Origin of the sequence: Lentzea xerophila, from assembly GCF_051094245.1 — a bacterium.
GTDB lineage: Bacteria > Actinomycetota > Actinomycetes > Mycobacteriales > Pseudonocardiaceae > Lentzea > Lentzea xerophila.
Window position 1 is genome coordinate 8,997,005 of sequence record NZ_CP194934.1, and the last position, 19,762, is coordinate 9,016,766.

A 19,762-nucleotide genomic window follows, 5' to 3' on the forward strand; every position below is an offset into this window, starting at 1 on the left:
GCGTCCGGCTATCCTGCCGAACCGTACCGCGACTGGGAGAGCAGCGAGCCGAGAATGGCATCAACACCCACCACCAAGTCACAGGTCCAGGCCTACAAATTCGTCCTGCGACGGATGCAGTCCGCGCTCGTTCGCAGAGACGCGGTCATGCTGCACGACCCGATGCGCAACCACTCGCGCGCGACAGCGGTGGGTGTGGTCCTCGGTGTCGTCGGCCTCCTGGGCTTCCTCATCGTCGGTCTCTTCAGCCCCGCACCGCGGCTGGACGACCAGACGCAGATCGCCATCAGCAAGGAGACCGGCCAGGTCTACGTCGTCGACAGCTCGCCGCGGCGGCTGATCCCGATGACGAACCTGGCGTCGGCCCGGCTGCTCTGGTACTCGCGCAAGAACCCTGACCAGCAGCAGGGGCAGGGCGGCGGCGACGCGCCGGCGGGCATGGCGAGCGCCGGCCCGCAGGAGGCGGCCGGCGGCACCCCGAAGCTGGTGAGCGAGAAGGCTTTGGCGAGCCTGCCGCGCGGCCGGCTCACCGGTCTGCCGGACGCGCCGGACGTGCTGCCGAACCCGAGCCTGCGCATCGACGCGCAGTGGTCCGTCTGCGACACGCTCGACCTGGACGAGTTCCGCGAGAACCAGGCGGCGGAGAACCAGATCAAGACCTCCGTGATCGCGGGCGTGAGCGGCGGCAACGCCGAACTGGGCGAAGAGGCGATCCTGGTGCAGCAGCGCACCGGCGACAAGAAGGCCTACCTGATCTACAAGAAGCCGAGTGACCTGCGCGACATCTCCTCGTCGACGGTCCGCGCCGAGGTGGATCTCAAGAACGACAAGGTGATGAACGCCCTGAGGCTCAAGGGCAAGCAGCCGCGGGCGATCAGCACGGCCATGCTGACCGCGATCCCCGAGGTCGCCCCGCTGATCGCGCCGGTCATCACCGACCAGGGCAAGCAGGCGACCTACGTCACCGAGACGAGGGTGAACATCGGCGAGGTCGTCGAGGTGAACCTGACCGGCACCGCGACGTTCATGGTGGCGCTCAAGGACGGCTTCCAGGAGGTCGACCAGACGGTCGGCGACCTGCTGCGCTGGTCGTACTCGAACAACCAGAAGGCGATCCTGCTCTCGCCGAACGCGGTGTCGAACCACCGGGACCCGTCCGAGCAGCTCGACCTCGGCTCGTACCCGGACAAGATCCCCACCACGCTCGAGGCGAACCCGAACAACACCGTGGTGTGCCTGGGCTGGAAGGCCGAGAACCACACGGAGCAGAACAAGGCCGAGCACACCTCGGTCACGATCGGCTCCAAGCTGCCCGGCCCCAAGGAGATGACCCCGGTCGAGCTGAACGCGGCCGGCGCGGCCGGCGAGATCATCGACGAGTTCATGATGCTGCCGGGCAAGGCCGCCGTCGTGCGGGCGAGCCAGGGCAAGGGTGACTTCGGGACCGGTCCGGTGCAGGTCGTCACGGGCCGCGGCGTCCGCTACGGCGTCCCGGACGCCGGCACCGCGGCGGCGCTGGGTCTCGACGGGACGTTCCCGCCGGCACCGAACCAGATCCTGAGCCTGCTGCCGATGGGACCGCAGCTCAACAAGAACGAGGCGAACCGCAGCTACGACTCGATCCCGGCGCCCAAGGGCACCATCAAGGATCCGCAGGCCGTCCAGAAGTAGCGGAACCGGGCCGGGTGCATCACCGTCGAATAGGACAGGTGTGGCGGCCACTAACCGCCGCCGCGCCCTTCGCCGTTCAGACGGGTGCATCGCAGCGCCGACCCCCGCCCCTCATATCGGGCATATGGGGGGCGGGGGTCGGCGCTGCGAGGTGCCCTGCTGAGCGCCGAAAGACGTGGTGGCGATTGTGGTCGCCACACCTGGCACCCGGAGTTGTTTGGGGGATCGTTGTGGCTGGTCGCATCAGCGTCGATGCCGAGTGGTTGGAGTCCTATGCCGACCGCATCGACGGGACGACGGACGATCTGAGGCGGGTGCGGGACGCCATGAAGGTGTCCCCGCTGCGCCCGCAGTCGTTCGGCGAGATCGGCCGGACCGTTGGTACGGCCCAGGGTTACGCGCGTGCGGCCGAGCTGCTCAACTCGCAGCTCGCCCGCGCCTGCGACACGCTCGACGCGGCCGCCAGGGGCCTGCACGCCGTCGCGGAGCAGTACGGGCACGACGACGAGGAGAGCGTCCAGGCCATCAAGAAGGCCGACCGGCGGTAGGGGGAGAGCTGTGGTGGCCAAGGACGGCAGGCAGATCGCGGCCGAGGTCGGTCCCGAGCTCGACTACCTCTCGCGGGTGAGTCGCAAGCTCGGTGTCGTGGACCTCGTGCACGACTTCTTCGACCCGCTCGTGGGCGACTGGAACGACCTGCGCGAGGAAGCCGAGCGCTGGCGCAAGGCGGCGAAGGTGACCGAGGCGGTCACCAAGCACGTCGGCGCGCCGCTGGGCGGGGTCGACGCGCGGTGGGAGGGCAAGGACGCCGACGCGTTCCTCGACCACATGCGCAAGGTGGGGCTCGCGGGCGGAGACATGTCCGACGCGATGAACGCCATGGCGGACGCGCTGGAGGAGACCGCGGACGGCGTGCGCGACATCGTGCAGGACATGGCGCACGTGCTCGCCGACGCCGCCGACTCGGTGTCCGGGACGGCGGCGCTGCCCTTGGACGGCGACCAGCGCGCGGTCAAGCACATCGAGGAGCTCAAGCACCCGGTCCGCGAGCTGCACGAGTCCGCGCGGCAGGTGCTGGAGGCGTTCCTCAAGCTGTGCGACGGGATGTCCGGTGACGCCGGTGGCTTCGGTGCCGTGCGGATGGAGCACAAGTACCCCGAGCAGGACTGGACCTACGCGGCACCCGCCAAGCCGGAGACCAAGGTGCCGGAACCGGCCAAGGCCTCGGTCACGGCCGCCGCGGGCACGGGCGCCCCGTCCGGCGGGGGCGGTGGCGGTGGCGCGGTCGGTGGCGGCGTGGGCGCCGGCGGAGTCGGTTCGGTGGGTGCGCCCGCCGCGGCCGAGCAGCCGATGCAGTTCGGCGGCGCCACCGGTGTCGCTGAGCAGGTTCCGCCGGCGGAGAAGGGTGCTGCGGCTGCCCCGGCCGCCGCGGCCGCTGGTGGCCGTTCTGGAGGCGTTTCCGGCGGCGGGATGATGGGCATGGCGCCGATGATGGGTCCCATGGGCGGCCAGCAGGGTGGCGACAAGGAGCACAAGCCGAAGCAGCGGCTCACCGGCTCGATCGACGAGCTGCTCGGCAAGCCCAAGAAGGCAGCGCCGAAGACGATCGGCGAGGAGTAGAACTCCTGTCCCGCAACGACGAGCGCCCCGCCGGAGATCCGGCGGGGCGCTCGTTCTTCGAGTCCTAAGCGGTCTTCTCGCGTCTGCGGTTGATCGAGTTGCGGACGAGCAGCGTCAGCATCAGCAGCGCACCGCCGACACCGATCCCGCTCAGCGCCACGATGATCGGCGGCCAGTCCAGCCCCGGCGGCGGGGTGACCGAGGTGTTGATCTCCCTCGGCTCCTCCTCGGAGAAACCGGCCGACTCGGCGGGCAGCACCGCGGTCAGCGCGGCGACCGGGTTGATCATGCCGAAGCCGACCTTGTTGTCCTTGCCGGTCACGCCACCGGGGTGCAGGGCCGTGGCCTTGAGGCGGTCCATCACCTGACGTGCCTTGAGTTCCGGGAACCTCTCGCGCACCAGCGCTGTGATTCCCGCCACGTACGGGGACGCGAAGCTCGTGCCCTTGATGTCCTGCACGCCCTGCGCGGTGACGTTCGCGTTCGTCAGGCCCTTGCCCTTGGGGTCGACGGAGATGATCTCCTCGCCCGGTGCGGCGATGCTGACCCACGGGCCCCAGACGCTGAACGACGAGACGTCGCCGGAGCGGGCGATCGAGGCCACGGACAGCACGTCGTCGGCGAACCACGCCGGTGACGAGACCGCGTTGACGTTGGCCGGGTCCAGGTTGTTGTTCTGGGCGGGGCAACCGGTTCCCTGGTCGCTGAGGTTGCCGGCCGCCGTGACGATCACGGCGTCCTTGGTGTCCACGGCCCACCTGATCGCGGCCTGCAGCTTCTGGTCGTCCGCGCTGAAGCCCTTGGGGGCGCTGCAGTTCGTCAGCGAGATGTTGATGACCTTGGCGCCCGCGTTCGCCGCGCGCACGATGGCCTGCGCCAGGGTGGCGACCTTGCCGGCCGACGAGCGCTTCTCGTTGTTGGCGTCGCCCTTGAACTCGTAGCGGTCGCTGGTCTGGCGGATCGCGAGGATCGTCGCCTCCGGTGCGGCACCGACGAAGTCGCCCTCGGTCTTGGCCGCCGCGGCGACGCCCGCGACCTCGGTGCCGTGGCCGTCGCAGTCGTCGGTGCCGTTCTTGCCACCGCTGTTGTCGACGTACTCGCCGGCGCCCTGGACCCTGTTGCCGAAGCGCGGGTTGCTCGGGTCGACGCCGGTGTCGATGATCGCGATCTTGATGTTCTTGCCGGTCGCGAACCTGTGTGCCTGCTCCAGGTTCAGGTAGACCTGGCCCCACGGCATGTACTCGATCAGTTCGCTCTTGGTGTCGGACTCCACGCACCCCTTGGAGGTGCGTTCGTACTTCACGTCCGGAATGCCCTTGTCCTCCGGCGGCGGGGTGCCGGGCGGCAGGTCCGGCGGCACCGAGTTAGGCCGGGCCGAACTCGGTGCGGACGAGGCCGGCTGAGCGGAGGCCTGCGGAAGCGACCCCGTCAGCAGAAGCAGTCCGGCGGTCGCTGCCGCCGTGGTGCGCCTGATGCCGGTCCTCATAGCTGGATCAGACCTCGGAACACCGCGTACATGTCCATGACCGCCAGTGCCAGCGGCAGCACGGCGGCGATCAGGATCGCCTCGATGATGTCGACGGTCCGGCGCAGCGGCGGCGAGAACTTCTGGCCGGGGAAGATCACCCCGAGCACCAGTGCGAGCGCGCCCAGCACGATCAGTGTGCCGAAGACGAACGCGATGCGGTCGAACGACGTCGACGTGACCAGCCAGCCGAGCAGGATGCCGACGCTGGCGAACATGCCGGTGGACAGCAGTGCCACGGCCTGCGCGCCGTTCGCGTACGCCCGGCCCCGCATCATCAGCACGATCGCGACGACGACGCCGTAGATCGGGCCCCACACCGAGTCACCCGCGTTGCCCGCGGCGACGATGGCGGCCAGCGCCGCGACCGTGCCGGTGCCGATGATCATGCCGGTGAGGTACTCGTGCGCCACGGCGGTGCGGCGCTCGATGACCGCGTACTCCGGGAAGCCGCTGTCCTCCTTGAGGTCCTCGGCGTTCGTCGGCACGACGGGCGGCGGGATCTTGGCGAGCTGCAGCGTGAGCCGCGGCAGCATCGACAGCGCGGCGAGCGCCACGGCACCGGTCGCGGCGGCCACACCGGCCAGCGGGTGCTCGACGAACGTCGCCACGAGGAACGCGAGCGCCACCAGCGTGCCGCCGGTCGCCGCGGCGATGAACACCGTGATGCCCTGGCCGATCAGCAGGATGCCGCCCCACGCGAAGATCATCAGCAGCGCCGAGGCGAGCAGCATCTTCGGGTTGAAGCCGACACCCGGCACCGCGTGGTAGCCCGCGACGAACGCCATCGGCAGCGAACCGCACGCGGCGATCAGCACACCTGTCGACGCCGCCCCGTACGCACGCGAGATGGTCGCGCCCGCGGCCAGCGCGGCGATCGCGGCGACACCACCGGCGATCGCGGCGGCGAGCCCGCTGCCGGAACCGCCCTGCGTCACCGGGCCGGACAGGAAGAGCGCCACCGCGGCGGCGATCAGTGCGAGCGCGCCGGCGACGTGGCCGAACTTCTGCGCCGTCTCCTTCGTCCACGGCCGGAACGAGTCCGGATCGGACTCCGCGATCGCGTCGACGACGTCGTCGTACAACGGCGGCGGTGGGTTCTCGTTGCGGCGCCGCAACTGCAGCAGCTCGCCGTCGACGACGCCGAGCGAAGCCAGCGTGCGCGCCGGGTCGAGCGGGCTGTCGCCGAGCTTGGCGAGGCACCAGCCACCGTGCCGGACGCCACCGTCCGGAGTGGCCTCTCTCGCCATGTCGAGCAGCATCGGCAGGAGATCGGCCACCGCCACGTCGGCGGGCAGCGCAACGTCGATACGCGTTCGAGGTGCCACCACCGTGACACGGCTGAACACCGTCGTACCGGTCGCCACCAGGGCCCCCTAAGTCAGATCAGCGCTTACAAATCAACGGCCCGACCCTATTGGTCCACCTGGGCGGTGGCCGAGCGGCCCTAGTATGGCCGCACCGACGCCTCTTGCACGTGCGGTTCGCAGAACACGTTGGACTGGGTTTTTTTCCGACCCACCTTCGTGACGCGCGCGGATGCGCAATAGTGTCGGTTGCTACTGGTGGCGTAACAAGAGTCGAAGAGGTGCCTGTCAGTTGAGCACGCTGCAGTTCAAGCGAACGGCACGCCTTGCTGCTCCCCGGCCTCCGGGCGGTGAGGTCCACCTCGAGCCGCCACCCGAGGTCCCCCGGATCATCCCCGGCAACATCATGATGAAGGCGATGCCCGTCGTCATGATCGTCGCGTCCGTCGGCATGATGGCCATGATGTTCGTGTTCATGCCGCGGTCGCCCGCGGCCATGATCATGCCGGGCATGATGATGATCTCGACCATCGGCATGATGGCGAGCGGCATGGGCTCGGGCAAGGGTCAGAAGAACGCCGAGATGAACGAGGACCGCAAGGACTACCTGCGGTACCTCGGCCAGATGCGCGACCGCGCCCGTGAGGCCGCCGACGAGCAGCGCGCCGAGCGCGAGTGGGTGCACCCGGACCCGCAGATGCTGTGGTCGCTCGCCACCACCCGCCGCATGTGGGAGCGTCGGCAGAACGACCCGGACTTCTGCCACCTGCGCGCCGGCCGGGGTTCGCAGCGCCTCGCCACCCGCCTGGTGCCGCCGCAGACCGGTCCCGTCGAGGAGCTGGAGCCGATCGCGACGCTGGCGCTGCGCCGGTTCGTGCGCGCCCACTCGCTCGTGCCCGACCTGCCGATCTCCATCGCACTGCGCGGTTTCGCCGCGGTCGGCCTGCTCGGTGAGATCGAGGACCGCCGCGACCTCGCGCGTGCCCTCATCGCCCAGCTCGTCACGTTCCACGCCCCGGACGACCTGCTGATCGCGGTCGTCAGCGCGGGCCGCACCAAGCAGCTGTGGGAGTGGGCGAAGTGGCTGCCGCACGCGCAGCACCCCACCGACATCGACGGCATCGGCCAGCGCCGCATGATGGCGAACTCGCTCGCCGAGATCGAGGCGATGCTGGACGAGAACCTGCGCGACCGGCAGCGGTTCACCCGCAACGCCCCGCCGCCGCCCGACCAGCCGCACATCGTGATCGTCATCGACGACGGCGACATCAGCCGCGAAGAGATGATCATCCTGGAGGAGGGTCTGGTCGGCGTCACGCTGCTGGACCTGTCCGAGTGCCTGGGCAACCTGACGGCACGGCGCGGTCTGCGTCTCGTCGTCGAGAACAACCAGCTCGGAGCCCGTTCCGCGAGCGGTGTCGAGTGGTTCGGCGCGCCGGACCGCCTGTCCGTCGTGGAGGCGGAGGCGCTGGCCCGCAGGCTGTCGCCGTACCGCATGGGCGCCGCCGGTGAGGCCGGTGGCGACAGCGGCGAGGACCCGTTGGCCATGACCAACAACCCGCCGCTGCTCGAGTTCATGGGCATCCCCGGCGACCCGATCACGTTCGACGTGCAGCAGGCGTGGCGGCCGCGGCCCAAGCGCGACCGCTACCGCATCCCGTTCGGCATCGGCGAGCACGGCCAGGCTGTCGAGCTCGACATCAAGGAAGCCGCCGAGGACGGCATGGGCCCGCACGGCCTGTGCATCGGCGCGACCGGTTCCGGTAAGTCGGAGTTCCTCCGCACCCTGGTGCTCGGCCTGCTGGCCTCGCACTCGTCGACGGCGCTCAACATGATCCTCGTCGACTTCAAGGGTGGTGCGACGTTCCTCGGCCTGGACAAGGCACCGCACGTCGCCGCGACGATCACGAACCTCGCGGGCGACCTCAGCCTGGTCGACCGCATGAAGGACGCCATCGCCGGTGAGGTGTCGCGCCGCCAGGAGGAACTGGCGAAGGGCAACTACAAGAACGTCTGGGACTACGAGAAGGCCCGCGAGAACGGCGCCCAGCTCGACCCGCTGCCCGCGCTGTTCATCTGCATCGACGAGTTCTCCGAGATGCTGACGGCGAAGCCGGACTTCATCGACATCTTCCTCCAGATCGGCCGTGTCGGCCGGTCGCTGCAGATGCACATGCTCCTCGCGTCGCAGCGGCTCGAGGAGGGCAAGCTGCGTGGTCTGGACACGTTCCTCTCGTACCGGATCGGTCTGAAGACCTTCAACGCGGCCGAGTCCCGCGCCGCGATCGGTGTGCCGGACGCCTACGAGCTGCCGCCGATCCCGGGCTCGGGTTACCTGAGCGTGCAGGGCATGCCGCTGACGAGGTTCAAGGCGCTCTACGTCTCGGGCACCTACCGGCCGTCGGGCCTGCAGTCCGTCGGCGAGTCGGTGGCCGTGCGCAGCGACAAGCGCCCGCGGTTCTTCGTGCCGGACTTCATCGAGATCCCGAAGGAGCCGGAGCGGCCGATCGAGCCGGTCAAGGTCGAGGCGCCGAAGAAGGAAGACGCCAACGAGCCGACCCAGCTCGAACTGATCGTCGAGCGCCTCGTCGGCCAGGGCCCGCCCGCGCACGAGGTGTGGCTGCCGCCGCTGAACGAGCCGCCGACGATGGACACGATGCTGCCGCCGCTCGACGTGACGCCGGACCGCGGTCTCACGTCGCCGGGCTACCCGGCCAACGGCACGCTGCAGATCCCGGTCGGCGTGGTCGACAAGCCGTTCGAGCAGCGCCGCGACCTGCTGTGGGCGGACTTCTCCGGCGCCGCCGGCCACGGCGCGGTCGTCGGTGGCCCGCAGTCGGGCAAGTCGATGCTGCTCAGGACGATCATCGCGTCGACGGCGCTCACGCACACTCCGCAGGAGGCGCAGTTCTACTGCATCGACCTCGGTGGTGGCACGCTCGCCGCGATGGAGGACCTGCCGCACGTCGGTGGCTTCGCCGGCCGTCTGGACGTCGACAAGGTCCGCCGCATGGTGGCCGAGCTCCAGACGCTGATCACCGAGCGCGAGCTCCGGTGGCGCGACCAGCGCATCGACTCGATGGCCGAGTTCCGCAACCGCAGGCGCCGCGGTGAGATCAACGACGATGCCTTCGGTGACGCGTTCCTGATCGTCGACGGCTGGATGAACTTCCGCCAGGAGTTCGAGATGGTCGAGCCGCAGATCCAGGCGCTGGCCGCCCAGGGTCTGTCCTACGGCGTGCACGTGATCGTCGCCGCGAACCGGTGGGCGGAGATCCGGCCCGCGATGAAGGACCTCCTCGGCACCCGGTTCGAGCTGCGCCTCGGTGACCCGAGCGAGTCCGAGATCGACCGCAAGGTCGCGGTCAACGTGCCACCCGGCCGTCCCGGCCGCGGTCTGACCGCCGACAAGCTGCACCTCCTCACCGGTCTGCCGCGCATCGACACCTCGCAGGACCCGAGCACGGTCTCCCAGGGTGTCCAGGACCTCAGCATGAAGCTGAACCAGGCCTGGCAGGGCCCGCGGGCCCCGCAGGTCCGGATGCTGCCCGACCTGCTCGACCACGCGCAGTTCATGGCACAGGTCCAGCAACACAACCCCAACCGCGGCCACCTGGTCCCGGTCGGTGTCAACGAGGACGAGCTCGCGCCCGTCTACCTGGACTTCGACGCGGACCCGCACTTCGTGGCGCTGGCCGACGGCGAGGCCGGCAAGACGAACATCCTGCGCACGATCGTCCGCGGCATCATGCAGAGCTACACCTCGTCCGAGGCGTTGATCCTGCTCGCGGACTACCGCCGCACGATGCTCGGGTTCATCGACACCGACCACCTGCTCAGCTACGCGGTGTCGGGCACCCAGTTCACGCAGAACGTCCAGGAGGTCAGGGGGTCGCTGGCCGGCCGCATGCCCGGCCCGGACGTCACGCAGGAACAGCTCAAGAACCGGTCCTGGTGGAAGGGCCCGGAGGTGTTCGTCGTCGTCGACGACTACGACCTGGTGGCACCGCAGGGCGGCCAGAACCCGATGCAGCCGCTGGCCGAGTTCCTCCCGCAGGCGAAGGACGTCGGTCTGCACGTCGTCGTGGTCCGCCGCATGGGTGGCGCGTCCCGCGCGATGTACGACCCGATCATCGGCAAGCTGAAGGAGATCGCGGCGCCGATCTTCGTCGGTTCCGGCTCGAAGGAGGAGGGCAACATCATCGGCAACCTGAAGCCGTCGCCGCAGCCTCCCGGCCGGGGCACGCTGGTGACCCGCAAGCACGGTCAGCAGCGCATCCAGTTCGCCTGGATCCAGCCCGACTAGGGCCTGTTTGACGTCTTCGTGGGTGGTCTCGCCGTTGCGCGGGGCCACCCACGAGTCGTTTCCGGGGCAAGAAAAAGGGCCCGCAGCCGAAGCCGCGGGCCCACCACCAGACAGCAGGGGACTGTCCGGTCCCCCCATGACCGGTTTCCCTCCGGACCGACCCACTGGGGAGGGGCGGCCCGGCTGGAGTTCGCCGATCGTGACACCCCCCAGATCCTCGTTGTCACTCTCGTCGACCGGCTGATGACTACTTTGCCCGACACCACTCACACTCCGGTCACATGAAGTTCACGCCCATGCGCGTGTGCCCAGCGGCCGGCCCCGCCGCGGTGAAGAGGGAGTGACCGCGGTGGGACCGGCCACTGACAGAGTCGCTGAGAACGCTCACACATCGGTCACAGGTCGCTGCGGGACGGACCGGGTTTCCCGGCGAGGCCCGGAAACTGGTGAGCGGCGCTGGTGGCCCCCCAGGAACCTTTGCCACCAGCACCGCTGAGAAGTACTCTGCCCGACCCCGCTCACACTTCGCTCACACCGCGATCACGTACCGTTTAGGCCGGCCGTGACCTGGAGGGACCTGTGCTAGCCGAGTACCGCGTGCTGGGGCCGCTGGAGGTGTTGCTCGACGGCGAGCCGGTCGCGGTGCCGGCCGGTCGGCTGCAGACGTTGCTGGCGACGTTGTTGTTGCGTCCCAACCAGTTCGTGCCGGTCGACGAGTTGGTCGAGCGGATCTGGGACTCCGCACCGCCGACGGCCGGTCGTGCGCGCAAGACGTTGCACATGGTGGTGGCGCGGCTGAGGTCCGCACTGGCACCTGCCGACTGCGTGCGGACGCGGCCCGGCGGTTACCTCGCCGAGGTCGAGCCGGACCAGCTGGACCTGCTGCGGTTCCGCGCGCTGGCCGGTGCCGGTGACTTCGGTGCGGCGTCGGCGTTGTGGCGCGGTCCGGTGCTCGGCAACGTCGCCTCGGACTCGCTGCACCGCGACGACGTGCCGGGGCTCGAGGACGAACGGCTGGACGTGCTGGAGTCGCGTATGGAGGCCGACCTGGACCGCGGCCTCGGCCGCGAGCTCGTCGCCGAGCTGAGGTCGCTGGTCGGCGACCATCCGTTGCGGGAGTCGTTCTGGCGGTACCTGATGCTGGCCCTGTGCCGCGCGGGCCAGCAGGCCGAAGCTCTCGCCACCTACCAGCAGGTCCGCGAGAAGCTCGCGGACGAGCTCGGTGTCGATCCCGGTCCGGCGCTGCAGGAGCTGCACCGGCAGATCCTGCGCGGTGACGTGCCCGCGGGCGGGCGTCAGGTGCCGCGGCAGCTGCCCGCCGGCATCCGGAACTTCGTCGGCCGCGACGACAAGCTGCGCCTGCTCGGCCAGACGAGCGGAGTCACCGTCGTGCACGGCGTCGGCGGGGTCGGGAAGACCGCTCTGGCCCTGCACTGGGCACGTGCGGCGCGGGACCGGTTCCCGGACGGCGACCTCTACCTGGACCTGCGCGGGTTCGCCCCGGAGGCTCAACCCGTCGACCCGGCCGCCGCGGCGGAGACGTTGCTCGCAGGTCTGGGCGTGGATGCCGTCCCAGCTGACCCGGACGCGCGGTTCGCGTTGCTGCGCACCACACTCGCCGACCGGCGCCTGCTGCTGGTGCTCGACAACGCCGCCTCGCCCCGGCAGGTGCTGCCGCTGCTGCCCGGCACCTCCGGTGTGCGCGTGGTGATCACCAGTCGCAACCAGTTCCGCGCACTGGTCGCGCAGCACGACGCCACCGCGATCGGTCTGCTCCAGCTGGACGTGGCCGCGGCGCTGACCTTGCTCGCGGCCGTGCTCGGTGCCGCGCGGCTCGACGCCGAACCGGAAGCCGCGCGCGAGATCGTCGAGCGGTGCACGGGACTGCCGTTGGCGCTGCGGGTGTTCGCGGAACGGGTCGCGCGTTTCCCCGACGTGTCGCTGCGGGAGTTCGTCGCCGAGCTGGAAGAAGCCAGGCTCGACGCGCTGACGGACTTCGACGACATCGACGTGCGCGCGGTGTTCTCCTGGTCCTACAAGGCTTTGGACGCCGAGTCGGCGCGGATGTTCCGGCTGTTGTCCGTGCATCCCGGTGTGGACTTCGACGTCGGCGCGGCAGCCGCGCTCGCCGGTGTGTCCGTCGTCCGGGCCCGTCGTCTGCTGGAGCGGCTGGTCGCGGACCACCTCGTGCAGTCGCGCACTCCTGGGCGGTACGACCTGCACGACCTGCTGCGCGCGTACTCGGCTGAGCTGTGCGGTGATGACGAAGACGCGGCGCTACGGCTGACCGAGTGGTACGTCCACACGCTCGAGAACGCGACTTCCCTTGACCCGGCGCAGATCAGCATGCGCGCTGACGCCTTGACCACCGACGTGGTGCCTCAGGGCTTCGCGTCGTGGTCCGACGGGTTCAGGTGGCGCCGGCAGGAGTGGGCCAACCTCAAGGCGGTCGCGTTCGCCGCGCTCGCACGAGGCTGGGAGCGGCAGGCCATGGTGATTCCGGTCCAGTTGCTCAGCTACCTCGTCGTCGACAGCACCCACCGGCACGACGCGATCGATCTGTTCGAGGCGGTGTGCGGCTTCGGGCCGGTGGGCGAGCAGGGGCTCGTTCGCACCAAGCTGGCCGCTCTCTACGACTTTCTTGGCCGGCAGGAGGACGCACTGCGCAACTTCGAGATCGGGCTGCCGCTCGTGCGAGCGATGGGTGAGCCGGCCTTGGTCGCGGGAGTGCTGACCAACCTGTCCAGGACCTACAGCACGCTCGGGCGCCGTGAAGAAGCGGAGGCCTCGATCCGCGAGGCCCTCGCCATCGCGGTCGAGATCGACGACGTCTACCGGCAGACCATCCTGCACTGCAACCTGGCCAGTCGGTTCAACCGCGACGAGCGGTGGGCGGAGGCCCTGGCGGAGTCGGACCTCGCCGCGCCGCTGGCAGCCCGGCTCGATGACGAGTTCCTCGTCACTCGCGTGCGCGGCTACCGCGCCGCCGCGCTCGCCGGTGCGGGCAGGTACGCCGAGGCCGAGCCGGAGCTGCGTGCGGTCGTGGAGGTGATGAGGAGGATGGGCGACACCGACGGTGTGACCGAGGGTCTGGGGCTGATCGGTGACGTGCTCGTCGGCCAGGGCCGGCTCGACGAAGCCGCGGCTGCCTGGCAGGAGGCCGCTGACATCTACCGCTCACGGGGCGACGTCCGGGCGGACGCGCTGGCCGCGCGGGTCGCGGCGTTGCGCTGAACTCGTTGAGCCGACCTTCGTCATCCGTGTCGTCCAGGTCAGTCGTATCGGGTAAGCATGTGCGCGAAAGAGGGGAAGGTGCATGAGCCTGCACGTCGCGGTCGACTTCGGCACTTCGAGCACCTGCGTCGCGATCTCCGCGCACGGCCGGGAGCCGCAGGTCGTCGTGTTCGACGGCCAGCCGCTGGTGCCGTCCGCCGTGTTCGCGGCGGCCGACGGCACGGTGTTCGTCGGGCAGGAGGCCGAGCGTCAGGCCGCGGTCGACCCCGCTCGCTATGAGCCGCACCCGAAGCGCCGCGTCGACGAGGGGGAGTTGCTGCTCGGTAGCACAGTGCTGCCCGTTGTGGACGTTGTGCGCGCGGTGCTGACACGGGCCGTGGGAGAAGCACGGCGTGTCGGTGGCGGAGCGCCGGTCGATCTCCTCGTCCTCACCCACCCCGCGGACTGGGGCACGGTCCGCACCCGCGTGCTGCTCCAGGCGGCGCGCGGACTCGGCCGTGAGGTCGTGCTGGTGCCCGAACCCGTCGCCGCCGCCGTCTTCCACTCCGCGAGCCACTCCATTCCGGACGGTGCCGCGCTCGCCGTGCTCGACCTCGGTGGCGGCACGGTCGACGCGAGCGTGGTGGCGCGCGCGGGCAAGAGCTTCCGGGTGCTGTCGGCCAAGGGTGATCCGAGCTTCGGTGGCGCGGACATCGACCAGGCGTTGCTGGAGCACGTCGGCGGGCTGGTGGCGGCCAAGGACCCCGAGGCGTGGCGGCAGCTCGTCGAGGGCCGCGAGATGGCGGACCGGCGCAAGCGACGGGTGCTGCGGCAGGACGTGCGGGGCGCCAAGGAGACGTTGTCCCGGCACGCCTACACCGACGTGCCGATGCCGCCGCCGTTTCCCGACGCGCACGTGACGCGCTCGGACCTGGAGCAGCTGATCACCGCGCCGCTGAGCCGGGCGGCCGCGCTGGCCGGTGCCGCCGTGCGCGACGCCGGGCTGCAGCCCCAGCAGCTCGCCGGGGTCTTTCTCGTCGGCGGGTCCAGCCGGATCCCGCTCGTCGCGAGACTGGTGCACGACCACCTCCGGGTGGTGCCGACGAGCATCGACCAGCCGGAGACCGTCGTCGCCCGTGGTGCGCTGCGGGCGGTGAGCCTCGACCCGGAACGGACCGGGGGCATGGCCTCGCAACAGGCCCGCCAGCAGCCGCAAGGTTCATCCGGTGAGGTGACTCACAACCTGCGGGTCGGCGACGACACCACCCGCAAGATCACCCGCCGGATCCAGCCGCCGCCCCCCGGGCAGTTCCCGGTGTCGTTCCCCACTGCGTCGCCGCAGCATCCCCCGAAGAAGAGCAGGGCGCCGCTGTTCGTCGTCGTCGGTGTCGTGGCCGTGCTCGTGGCGGCCGGGATCGGCGGCTACTTCTGGCTCTCCCGCGAGGAGACGCGGCAGCCCACCCCGCCGGGCACTCAGATCGCCGTCTACGACTACAGCTTCACCCGGCCGGACGGCTGGGAGCAGACGGGCGGCGCGGCCGGCGACCGGCAGGTGCTTTTGCAACCGATCGAGCGCGGGAATTCCGATAGCAAACAACCGGAAGCGCGCATTGCTGTGCAGGAGCAAATTCTCACCTATAACAGCGACCAGGATCGTCCTCGCGCGTTGAGTGAGTTGAAGCGCACATATCAGGAACGCAAGGACAATGGCGATGGCGTCGCCGACTTCGCCGACGACGCCACATTCGCGGGGAAGTCTGTTGTTCACTATCGCGAAGCGGTCGGGTCGACCGGGGTCGAGTGGTACATCCAGTTCGCCGGCAAGGTCCAGGTGAGCGTGGGCTGCCAGGCGACCGGAGCCACGCAGGCCCAGGTCAGCGCCGCCTGCGAGCAGATCGTCCGCACGCTGGTCATCAAGTCGTAGCCGCAAGATCCAGGGAGTCGCCGATGTCCGCCACCGAGGTCCTCGCCCGGTTCCGCGCCGAGGTCGGAGCCGCCGTCACGCGCGCCCGCCGCGCCTCGGGCGAGATCGGTGAACGCAATGCCAACCTGCGGCAACGCACTCGTGACCTGGCCGCGCAGGCCCGTGAGCGCAAAGTGGAGCCCGGTGCTCAAGCCACTTCTAGCGACGTCCGGGATGCAGCAAAGGGGTTCCGCGTCGACCGCGGCCTGCCGGTCGAACAGGTGCCGGACGCCACGGAACTGACCGCGCCGCCGGTCACTGCTCCAGTTGAGACGAAACCGGCCACTCTCGGTTCCGCGGCCGTCGCCGGTCCGAGTGGTCAGCTTCCCCGTGTGAGTGACGATGACGAGGACTTTTCGCAGTCGCGAATCCTGTATTGAACCTTCTCGCGCCTGCGGTCCGTTTACTTGAGCAACTACTTGGAACCATCTCGGGACAGGATGGAACCGGCGTGGCAGGGTTCTCGTCGGAAGAGGCGTACGAACCAAGTAGTACGGCCCACGTACCAAACTAAGGGGATCTGCAATGGCTGGTGGCTTTAACGCGACTCCGCAGGAGATCGCGACCCTCTCCAGGGACGTCAACAACGCCAAGTCGGAGTTCGACGGCATCCTTCGCGGGGTCCAGTCGACCTGCGAGACGCTGAGGGGTTCGTGGGAGGGTCCCGCGGCTGTGGCGTTCAGCAAGCTGATGGAGCGCTACCGCGAGAGCCAGACCAAGCTGCAGCAGGCCCTCGAGGTCATCGGCGAGGGCCTCGCCGGCACGGCGCAGGACATGGAGGTCCGGGAAGACGAGCAGGGCGGGTCCATGACGGGCATCGCCGGCCGTCTCGGCTGACCTCTCCCGCGTTCTGGCTAGGCAAGTATCTCCATCGTCGGACTTCTTCGGTACTCAAGGGGACAAAAGCAATGATCAAGGTTACTTTCGGCGAGCTGATGAACGCCTCGTCGCAGATCAACAGCGCGTACGGCAAGATCACCGGTGAGCTGGAGGCGCTGGAGGGTCGCGTCAAGAACGTGCTCGCCGGCTACGAAGGCGAGAGCTCCGAGGCGTACAACAACGCCCAGCGCCAGTGGGACACCGCCGCCGCCGAACTGGCACAGGTGCTCTCCTCCATCGGTGTCGCCGTTCAGTCGGCCGCCGAGGCCTACCAGGAGGGTGAGCGCCGCAACGCCTCCCGCTGGGGCTGAGCCGGCCGCCAGTCGCCCTACCTTCGCGAGCCCCGGAACCACGTGGTCCGGGGCTCGCGTACGTCCGGAGAAGGTGGCTTCGGAGGGGCCGTTTTGGTCCCCGCCCCACCCATCCGGTATCTTCTTACGTTGTTGTGCGGTAGCTGGCGCCCATGTGTGCCGCGCCTGTCTCGGAACCACCGCTTGGCAAGTCCAAGATCGGTCTGGGGCAACCGCCGCAGTGACCCCAGACGCAAGTGACGACGAGGTAGATCCGTGCGCACGTACAGCCCGAAGCCCGGTGAGGTGACCCGCACCTGGCACGTGATCGACGCCCAGGACGTGGTGCTCGGCCGGCTCGCCACCCAGGCCGCGACGCTGCTGCGCGGCAAGCACAAGCCGACTTATGCGCCTCACGTTGACACTGGTGACTTCGTTGTCATCATCAACGCTGACAAGGTCGCACTGACCGGCTCGAAGCGCGACCAGGCGTTCCAGTACCGCCACTCCGGCTTCCCCGGTGGTCTGCGCAAGCAGTCCTTCGGCGAGGTCCTGGACACCCGTCCGGACCGGCTGGTGGAGAAGGCGATCAAGGGCATGCTGCCCAAGAACCGCCTGGGCCGCCAGATCGCGAACAAGCTGAAGGTCTACAGCGGGCCGAGCCACCCGCACGCGGCGCAGCAGCCGGAGACCTTCGAGATCAAGAAGATCGCCCAGTGAGCGACGAGTACACCGAGGAAGTTCCTGTGACCACCCCTGAGAACGAGACCCCTGAGGTCGAGACCCCCGAGGTCGAGGCTGAGGTTGTCGAGGCCGAGGTCGTCGAGGCTGCTCCCGAGGCCGAGGCCGCTGAGGCTGAGGTCGTCGAGGAAGAAGCCTCCGCACCGGTGGTCGTCGCTCCCTCGCTGAACGGCGCCGCGCACCTCGCGCAGACTGTCGGCCGTCGCAAGGAGGCCGTCGTCCGCGTCCGCCTCGTGCCCGGCACCGGCAAGTTCACGCTGAACGGCAAGACCCTCGAGGCCTACTTCCCGAACAAGGTGCACCAGCAGCTCATCAAGGAGCCGCTCGTCACCACGGAGAAGCCCGAGACCTTCGACGTGATCGCCAACCTGCGTGGCGGCGGCATCACCGGCCAGGCCGGTGCGCTGCGTCTCGCCATCGCGCGTGCGCTGATCGCCGTCGACTCCGAGGACCGCCCGGTGCTCAAGAAGGCCGGCTTCCTCACCCGTGACCCGAGGGTCAAGGAGCGCAAGAAGTACGGTCTGAAGAAGGCCCGCAAGGCGCCTCAGTACTCCAAGCGCTGACGGGTTCTTCGCTGGGCGAGCCGTGTCTGCTTCGTCAGACCTCGGCTCGAACCCGGTGACTGCGGGGACACCCCGCACCCCGAGGGCGTTCTTCGCTGGGCGAGCCGTGTCTGCTTCAGACCTCGGCTCGAACCCGGTGACTGCGGGGACACCCCGCACCCCGAGGGTCTTCGTCGCTGGGCGAGCCGTGTCTACTTCAGACCTCGGCTCGAACCGCGATGGATGCGGGGACACCCGTGCCCCGAGCCTCAGCTATACCTGTGGGAGCAGCAGTTCACCTCGAACTGCTGCTCCCGCAGTGTTTTCCGGGTCTTTCCCGCCGCCTCGCAGTCCTCATCGGAGGTTCCATGGCCCGCCTGTTCGGCACCGACGGAGTACGCGGTCTCGCCAACGCCGATCTCACCCCTGAGCTCGCGCTGTCCGTCGCCGCCGCGGCGGCGCGGGTGCTCGCCGAGCACGACCGCTCCCACCGCCCGGTCGCCGTCGTCGGCCGCGATCCCAGGGCGAGCAGCGAGATGCTCGACGCCGCCGTCACCGCGGGCCTCACCTCGGCCGGTGCGGACGTGCTGCGGGTCGGCGCACTGCCCACGCCCGCCGTCGCCTACCTGGTCTCCGCGCTCGGCGCCGACATCGGCGTGATGATCTCCGCGTCGCACAACGCGATGCCGGACAACGGGATCAAGCTCTTCGCCGCCGGTGGCCACAAGCTGCCCGACGCGGTCGAGGACGAGATCGAGCAGCACATGGGCAGCGGGTTCGACCGCCCGACCGGTGCCGCCATCGGCCGGGTGCGTGACGTTCCCGACGCCGAGACCCAGTACGTCGAGCACCTGCTCAAGGTCACCCCGCACCGCCTGGACGGCCTCAAGGTCGTGGTGGACTGCGCGAACGGCGCCGCGTCGGTGGCCGCTCCGGACGCCTACCGCCGCGCGGGGGCCGAGGTGATCGCGATCAACGCGAACCCGGACGGCCTCAACATCAACGACGGCTGTGGTTCCACTCACATCGACGTCGTCGCCGCCGCCGTCCGCGAGCACGGCGCCGATCTCGGTATCGCCCACGACGGCGACGCGGACCGCTGCCTCGCGGTGGACGCCAACGGCGACCCGGTCGACGGTGACCAGATCCTCGCCGTGCTCGCGATCGCCATGCGCGACGCGGGTGAGCTGTTCGAGGACACGCTCGTCGCCACCGTGATGAGCAACCTCGGCCTGCACATCGCGATGCGGGAGTCCAAAATCCGGCTGCGCACCACCGCCGTCGGCGACCGCTACGTGCTGCAGGACCTCAAGGCCGGCGGCTACTCGCTCGGCGGTGAGCAGTCCGGCCACGTCGTGCTGCCCGCGCACGCCACCACCGGCGACGGCCTGCTGACCGCGCTGCGGCTGATGGCCCGCATGGCCGAGACCGGCAAGTCGCTCGCCGACCTCGCCTCGGTGATGCGCCGCCTGCCGCAGGTCCTGATCAACGTGAAGGTGACCGACAAGGCCGCCGTCGCCAAGGCCGCGTCGGTCAGCGAGGCCGTCGCCGCCGTCGAGGCCGAGCTCGGCGACACCGGCCGCGTGCTGCTGCGCCCGTCCGGCACCGAGCAGCTCGTGCGGGTGATGGTCGAAGCCACGAGTCACGAACAGGCCGAGTCGGCAGCGCAACGCCTGGCGGGTGTGGTTTCCTCGGTGCACTGAGG

14 protein-coding genes are annotated in these 19,762 nt (G+C 69.6%); 12 read left to right on the forward strand and 2 right to left on the reverse strand.

All coding sequences use genetic code 11. From position 1 onward, the window contains the following. Window positions 1-54 precede the first annotated feature (54 nt). The 3 genes from eccB to ACRSBM_RS43525 all read left to right on the forward strand — a co-directional run bounded on the left by eccB (window position 55) and on the right by ACRSBM_RS43525 (window position 3,291). The gene (eccB, locus tag ACRSBM_RS43515; RefSeq protein WP_434452833.1) at window positions 55-1,671 is read left to right on the forward strand and encodes a type VII secretion protein EccB; all 1,617 of its coding nucleotides are present in this window, start codon (window positions 55-57) and stop codon (window positions 1,669-1,671) included. Between the two features lie 230 nt (window positions 1,672-1,901). Beyond that, entirely contained in the window at window positions 1,902-2,219 is a 318-nt protein-coding gene (locus ACRSBM_RS43520) for a type VII secretion target (protein WP_434452835.1), read from the forward strand. A 13-nt stretch (window positions 2,220-2,232) separates the two neighbouring features. Continuing rightward, a complete protein-coding gene (locus ACRSBM_RS43525) occupies window positions 2,233-3,291 on the forward strand; it encodes a WXG100 family type VII secretion target (RefSeq protein ID WP_434452837.1) in 1,059 nt (352 codons plus the stop codon). A gap of 64 nt (window positions 3,292-3,355) precedes the next feature. Here the strand turns inward: ACRSBM_RS43525 and mycP are convergent, their stop codons facing one another. Continuing rightward, window positions 3,356-4,777 carry a type VII secretion-associated serine protease mycosin gene (gene mycP / locus ACRSBM_RS43530; RefSeq protein ID WP_434452839.1) on the reverse strand — a complete coding sequence of 474 codons (1,422 nt, stop codon included), beginning with the start codon at window positions 4,775-4,777 and terminating at the stop codon, window positions 3,356-3,358. Beyond that, window positions 4,774-6,183, reverse strand: a complete 1,410-nt coding sequence (eccD, locus tag ACRSBM_RS43535) for a type VII secretion integral membrane protein EccD (protein ID WP_434452841.1) — start codon at window positions 6,181-6,183, stop codon at window positions 4,774-4,776. The genes mycP and eccD overlap by 4 nt, the downstream gene beginning before the upstream one ends. A gap of 232 nt (window positions 6,184-6,415) precedes the next feature. On the opposite strand from eccD, the gene eccCa reads away from it, so the two are divergent. From eccCa to glmM, 9 genes are all read left to right on the forward strand, one after another. Beyond that, window positions 6,416-10,429, forward strand: a complete 4,014-nt coding sequence (gene eccCa / locus ACRSBM_RS43540; protein WP_434452844.1) for a type VII secretion protein EccCa — start codon at window positions 6,416-6,418, stop codon at window positions 10,427-10,429. A 579-nt stretch (window positions 10,430-11,008) separates the two neighbouring features. Continuing rightward, window positions 11,009-13,663 (forward strand): BTAD domain-containing putative transcriptional regulator, encoded by a 2,655-nt coding sequence (locus ACRSBM_RS43545; protein WP_434452846.1) that lies wholly within the window; start codon window positions 11,009-11,011, stop codon window positions 13,661-13,663. 82 nt (window positions 13,664-13,745) lie between these two features. Next, window positions 13,746-15,566, forward strand: coding sequence for a type VII secretion-associated protein (locus ACRSBM_RS43550; protein ID WP_434452848.1), 1,821 nt, complete (start codon window positions 13,746-13,748; stop codon window positions 15,564-15,566). A 23-nt stretch (window positions 15,567-15,589) separates the two neighbouring features. Beyond that, on the forward strand, window positions 15,590-15,985 hold the full coding sequence (locus tag ACRSBM_RS43555; RefSeq protein ID WP_434452849.1) for a hypothetical protein: 396 nt from the start codon (window positions 15,590-15,592) through the stop codon (window positions 15,983-15,985). Between the two features lie 145 nt (window positions 15,986-16,130). After that, window positions 16,131-16,442, forward strand: a complete 312-nt coding sequence (locus tag ACRSBM_RS43560) for a WXG100 family type VII secretion target (protein WP_434452851.1) — start codon at window positions 16,131-16,133, stop codon at window positions 16,440-16,442. Between the two features lie 71 nt (window positions 16,443-16,513). Next, window positions 16,514-16,795, forward strand: a complete 282-nt coding sequence (locus ACRSBM_RS43565) for a WXG100 family type VII secretion target (RefSeq protein WP_434452853.1) — start codon at window positions 16,514-16,516, stop codon at window positions 16,793-16,795. 255 nt (window positions 16,796-17,050) lie between these two features. After that, a complete protein-coding gene (gene rplM / locus ACRSBM_RS43570) occupies window positions 17,051-17,494 on the forward strand; it encodes a 50S ribosomal protein L13 (protein WP_434452856.1) in 444 nt (147 codons plus the stop codon). Window positions 17,495-17,520: 26 nt separating this feature from the next. Then, window positions 17,521-18,078, forward strand: a complete 558-nt coding sequence (rpsI, locus tag ACRSBM_RS43575) for a 30S ribosomal protein S9 (RefSeq protein WP_434452857.1) — start codon at window positions 17,521-17,523, stop codon at window positions 18,076-18,078. 347 nt (window positions 18,079-18,425) lie between these two features. After that, the gene (glmM, locus tag ACRSBM_RS43580) at window positions 18,426-19,760 is read left to right on the forward strand and encodes a phosphoglucosamine mutase (RefSeq protein ID WP_434452859.1); all 1,335 of its coding nucleotides are present in this window, start codon (window positions 18,426-18,428) and stop codon (window positions 19,758-19,760) included. Window positions 19,761-19,762 lie beyond the last annotated feature (2 nt).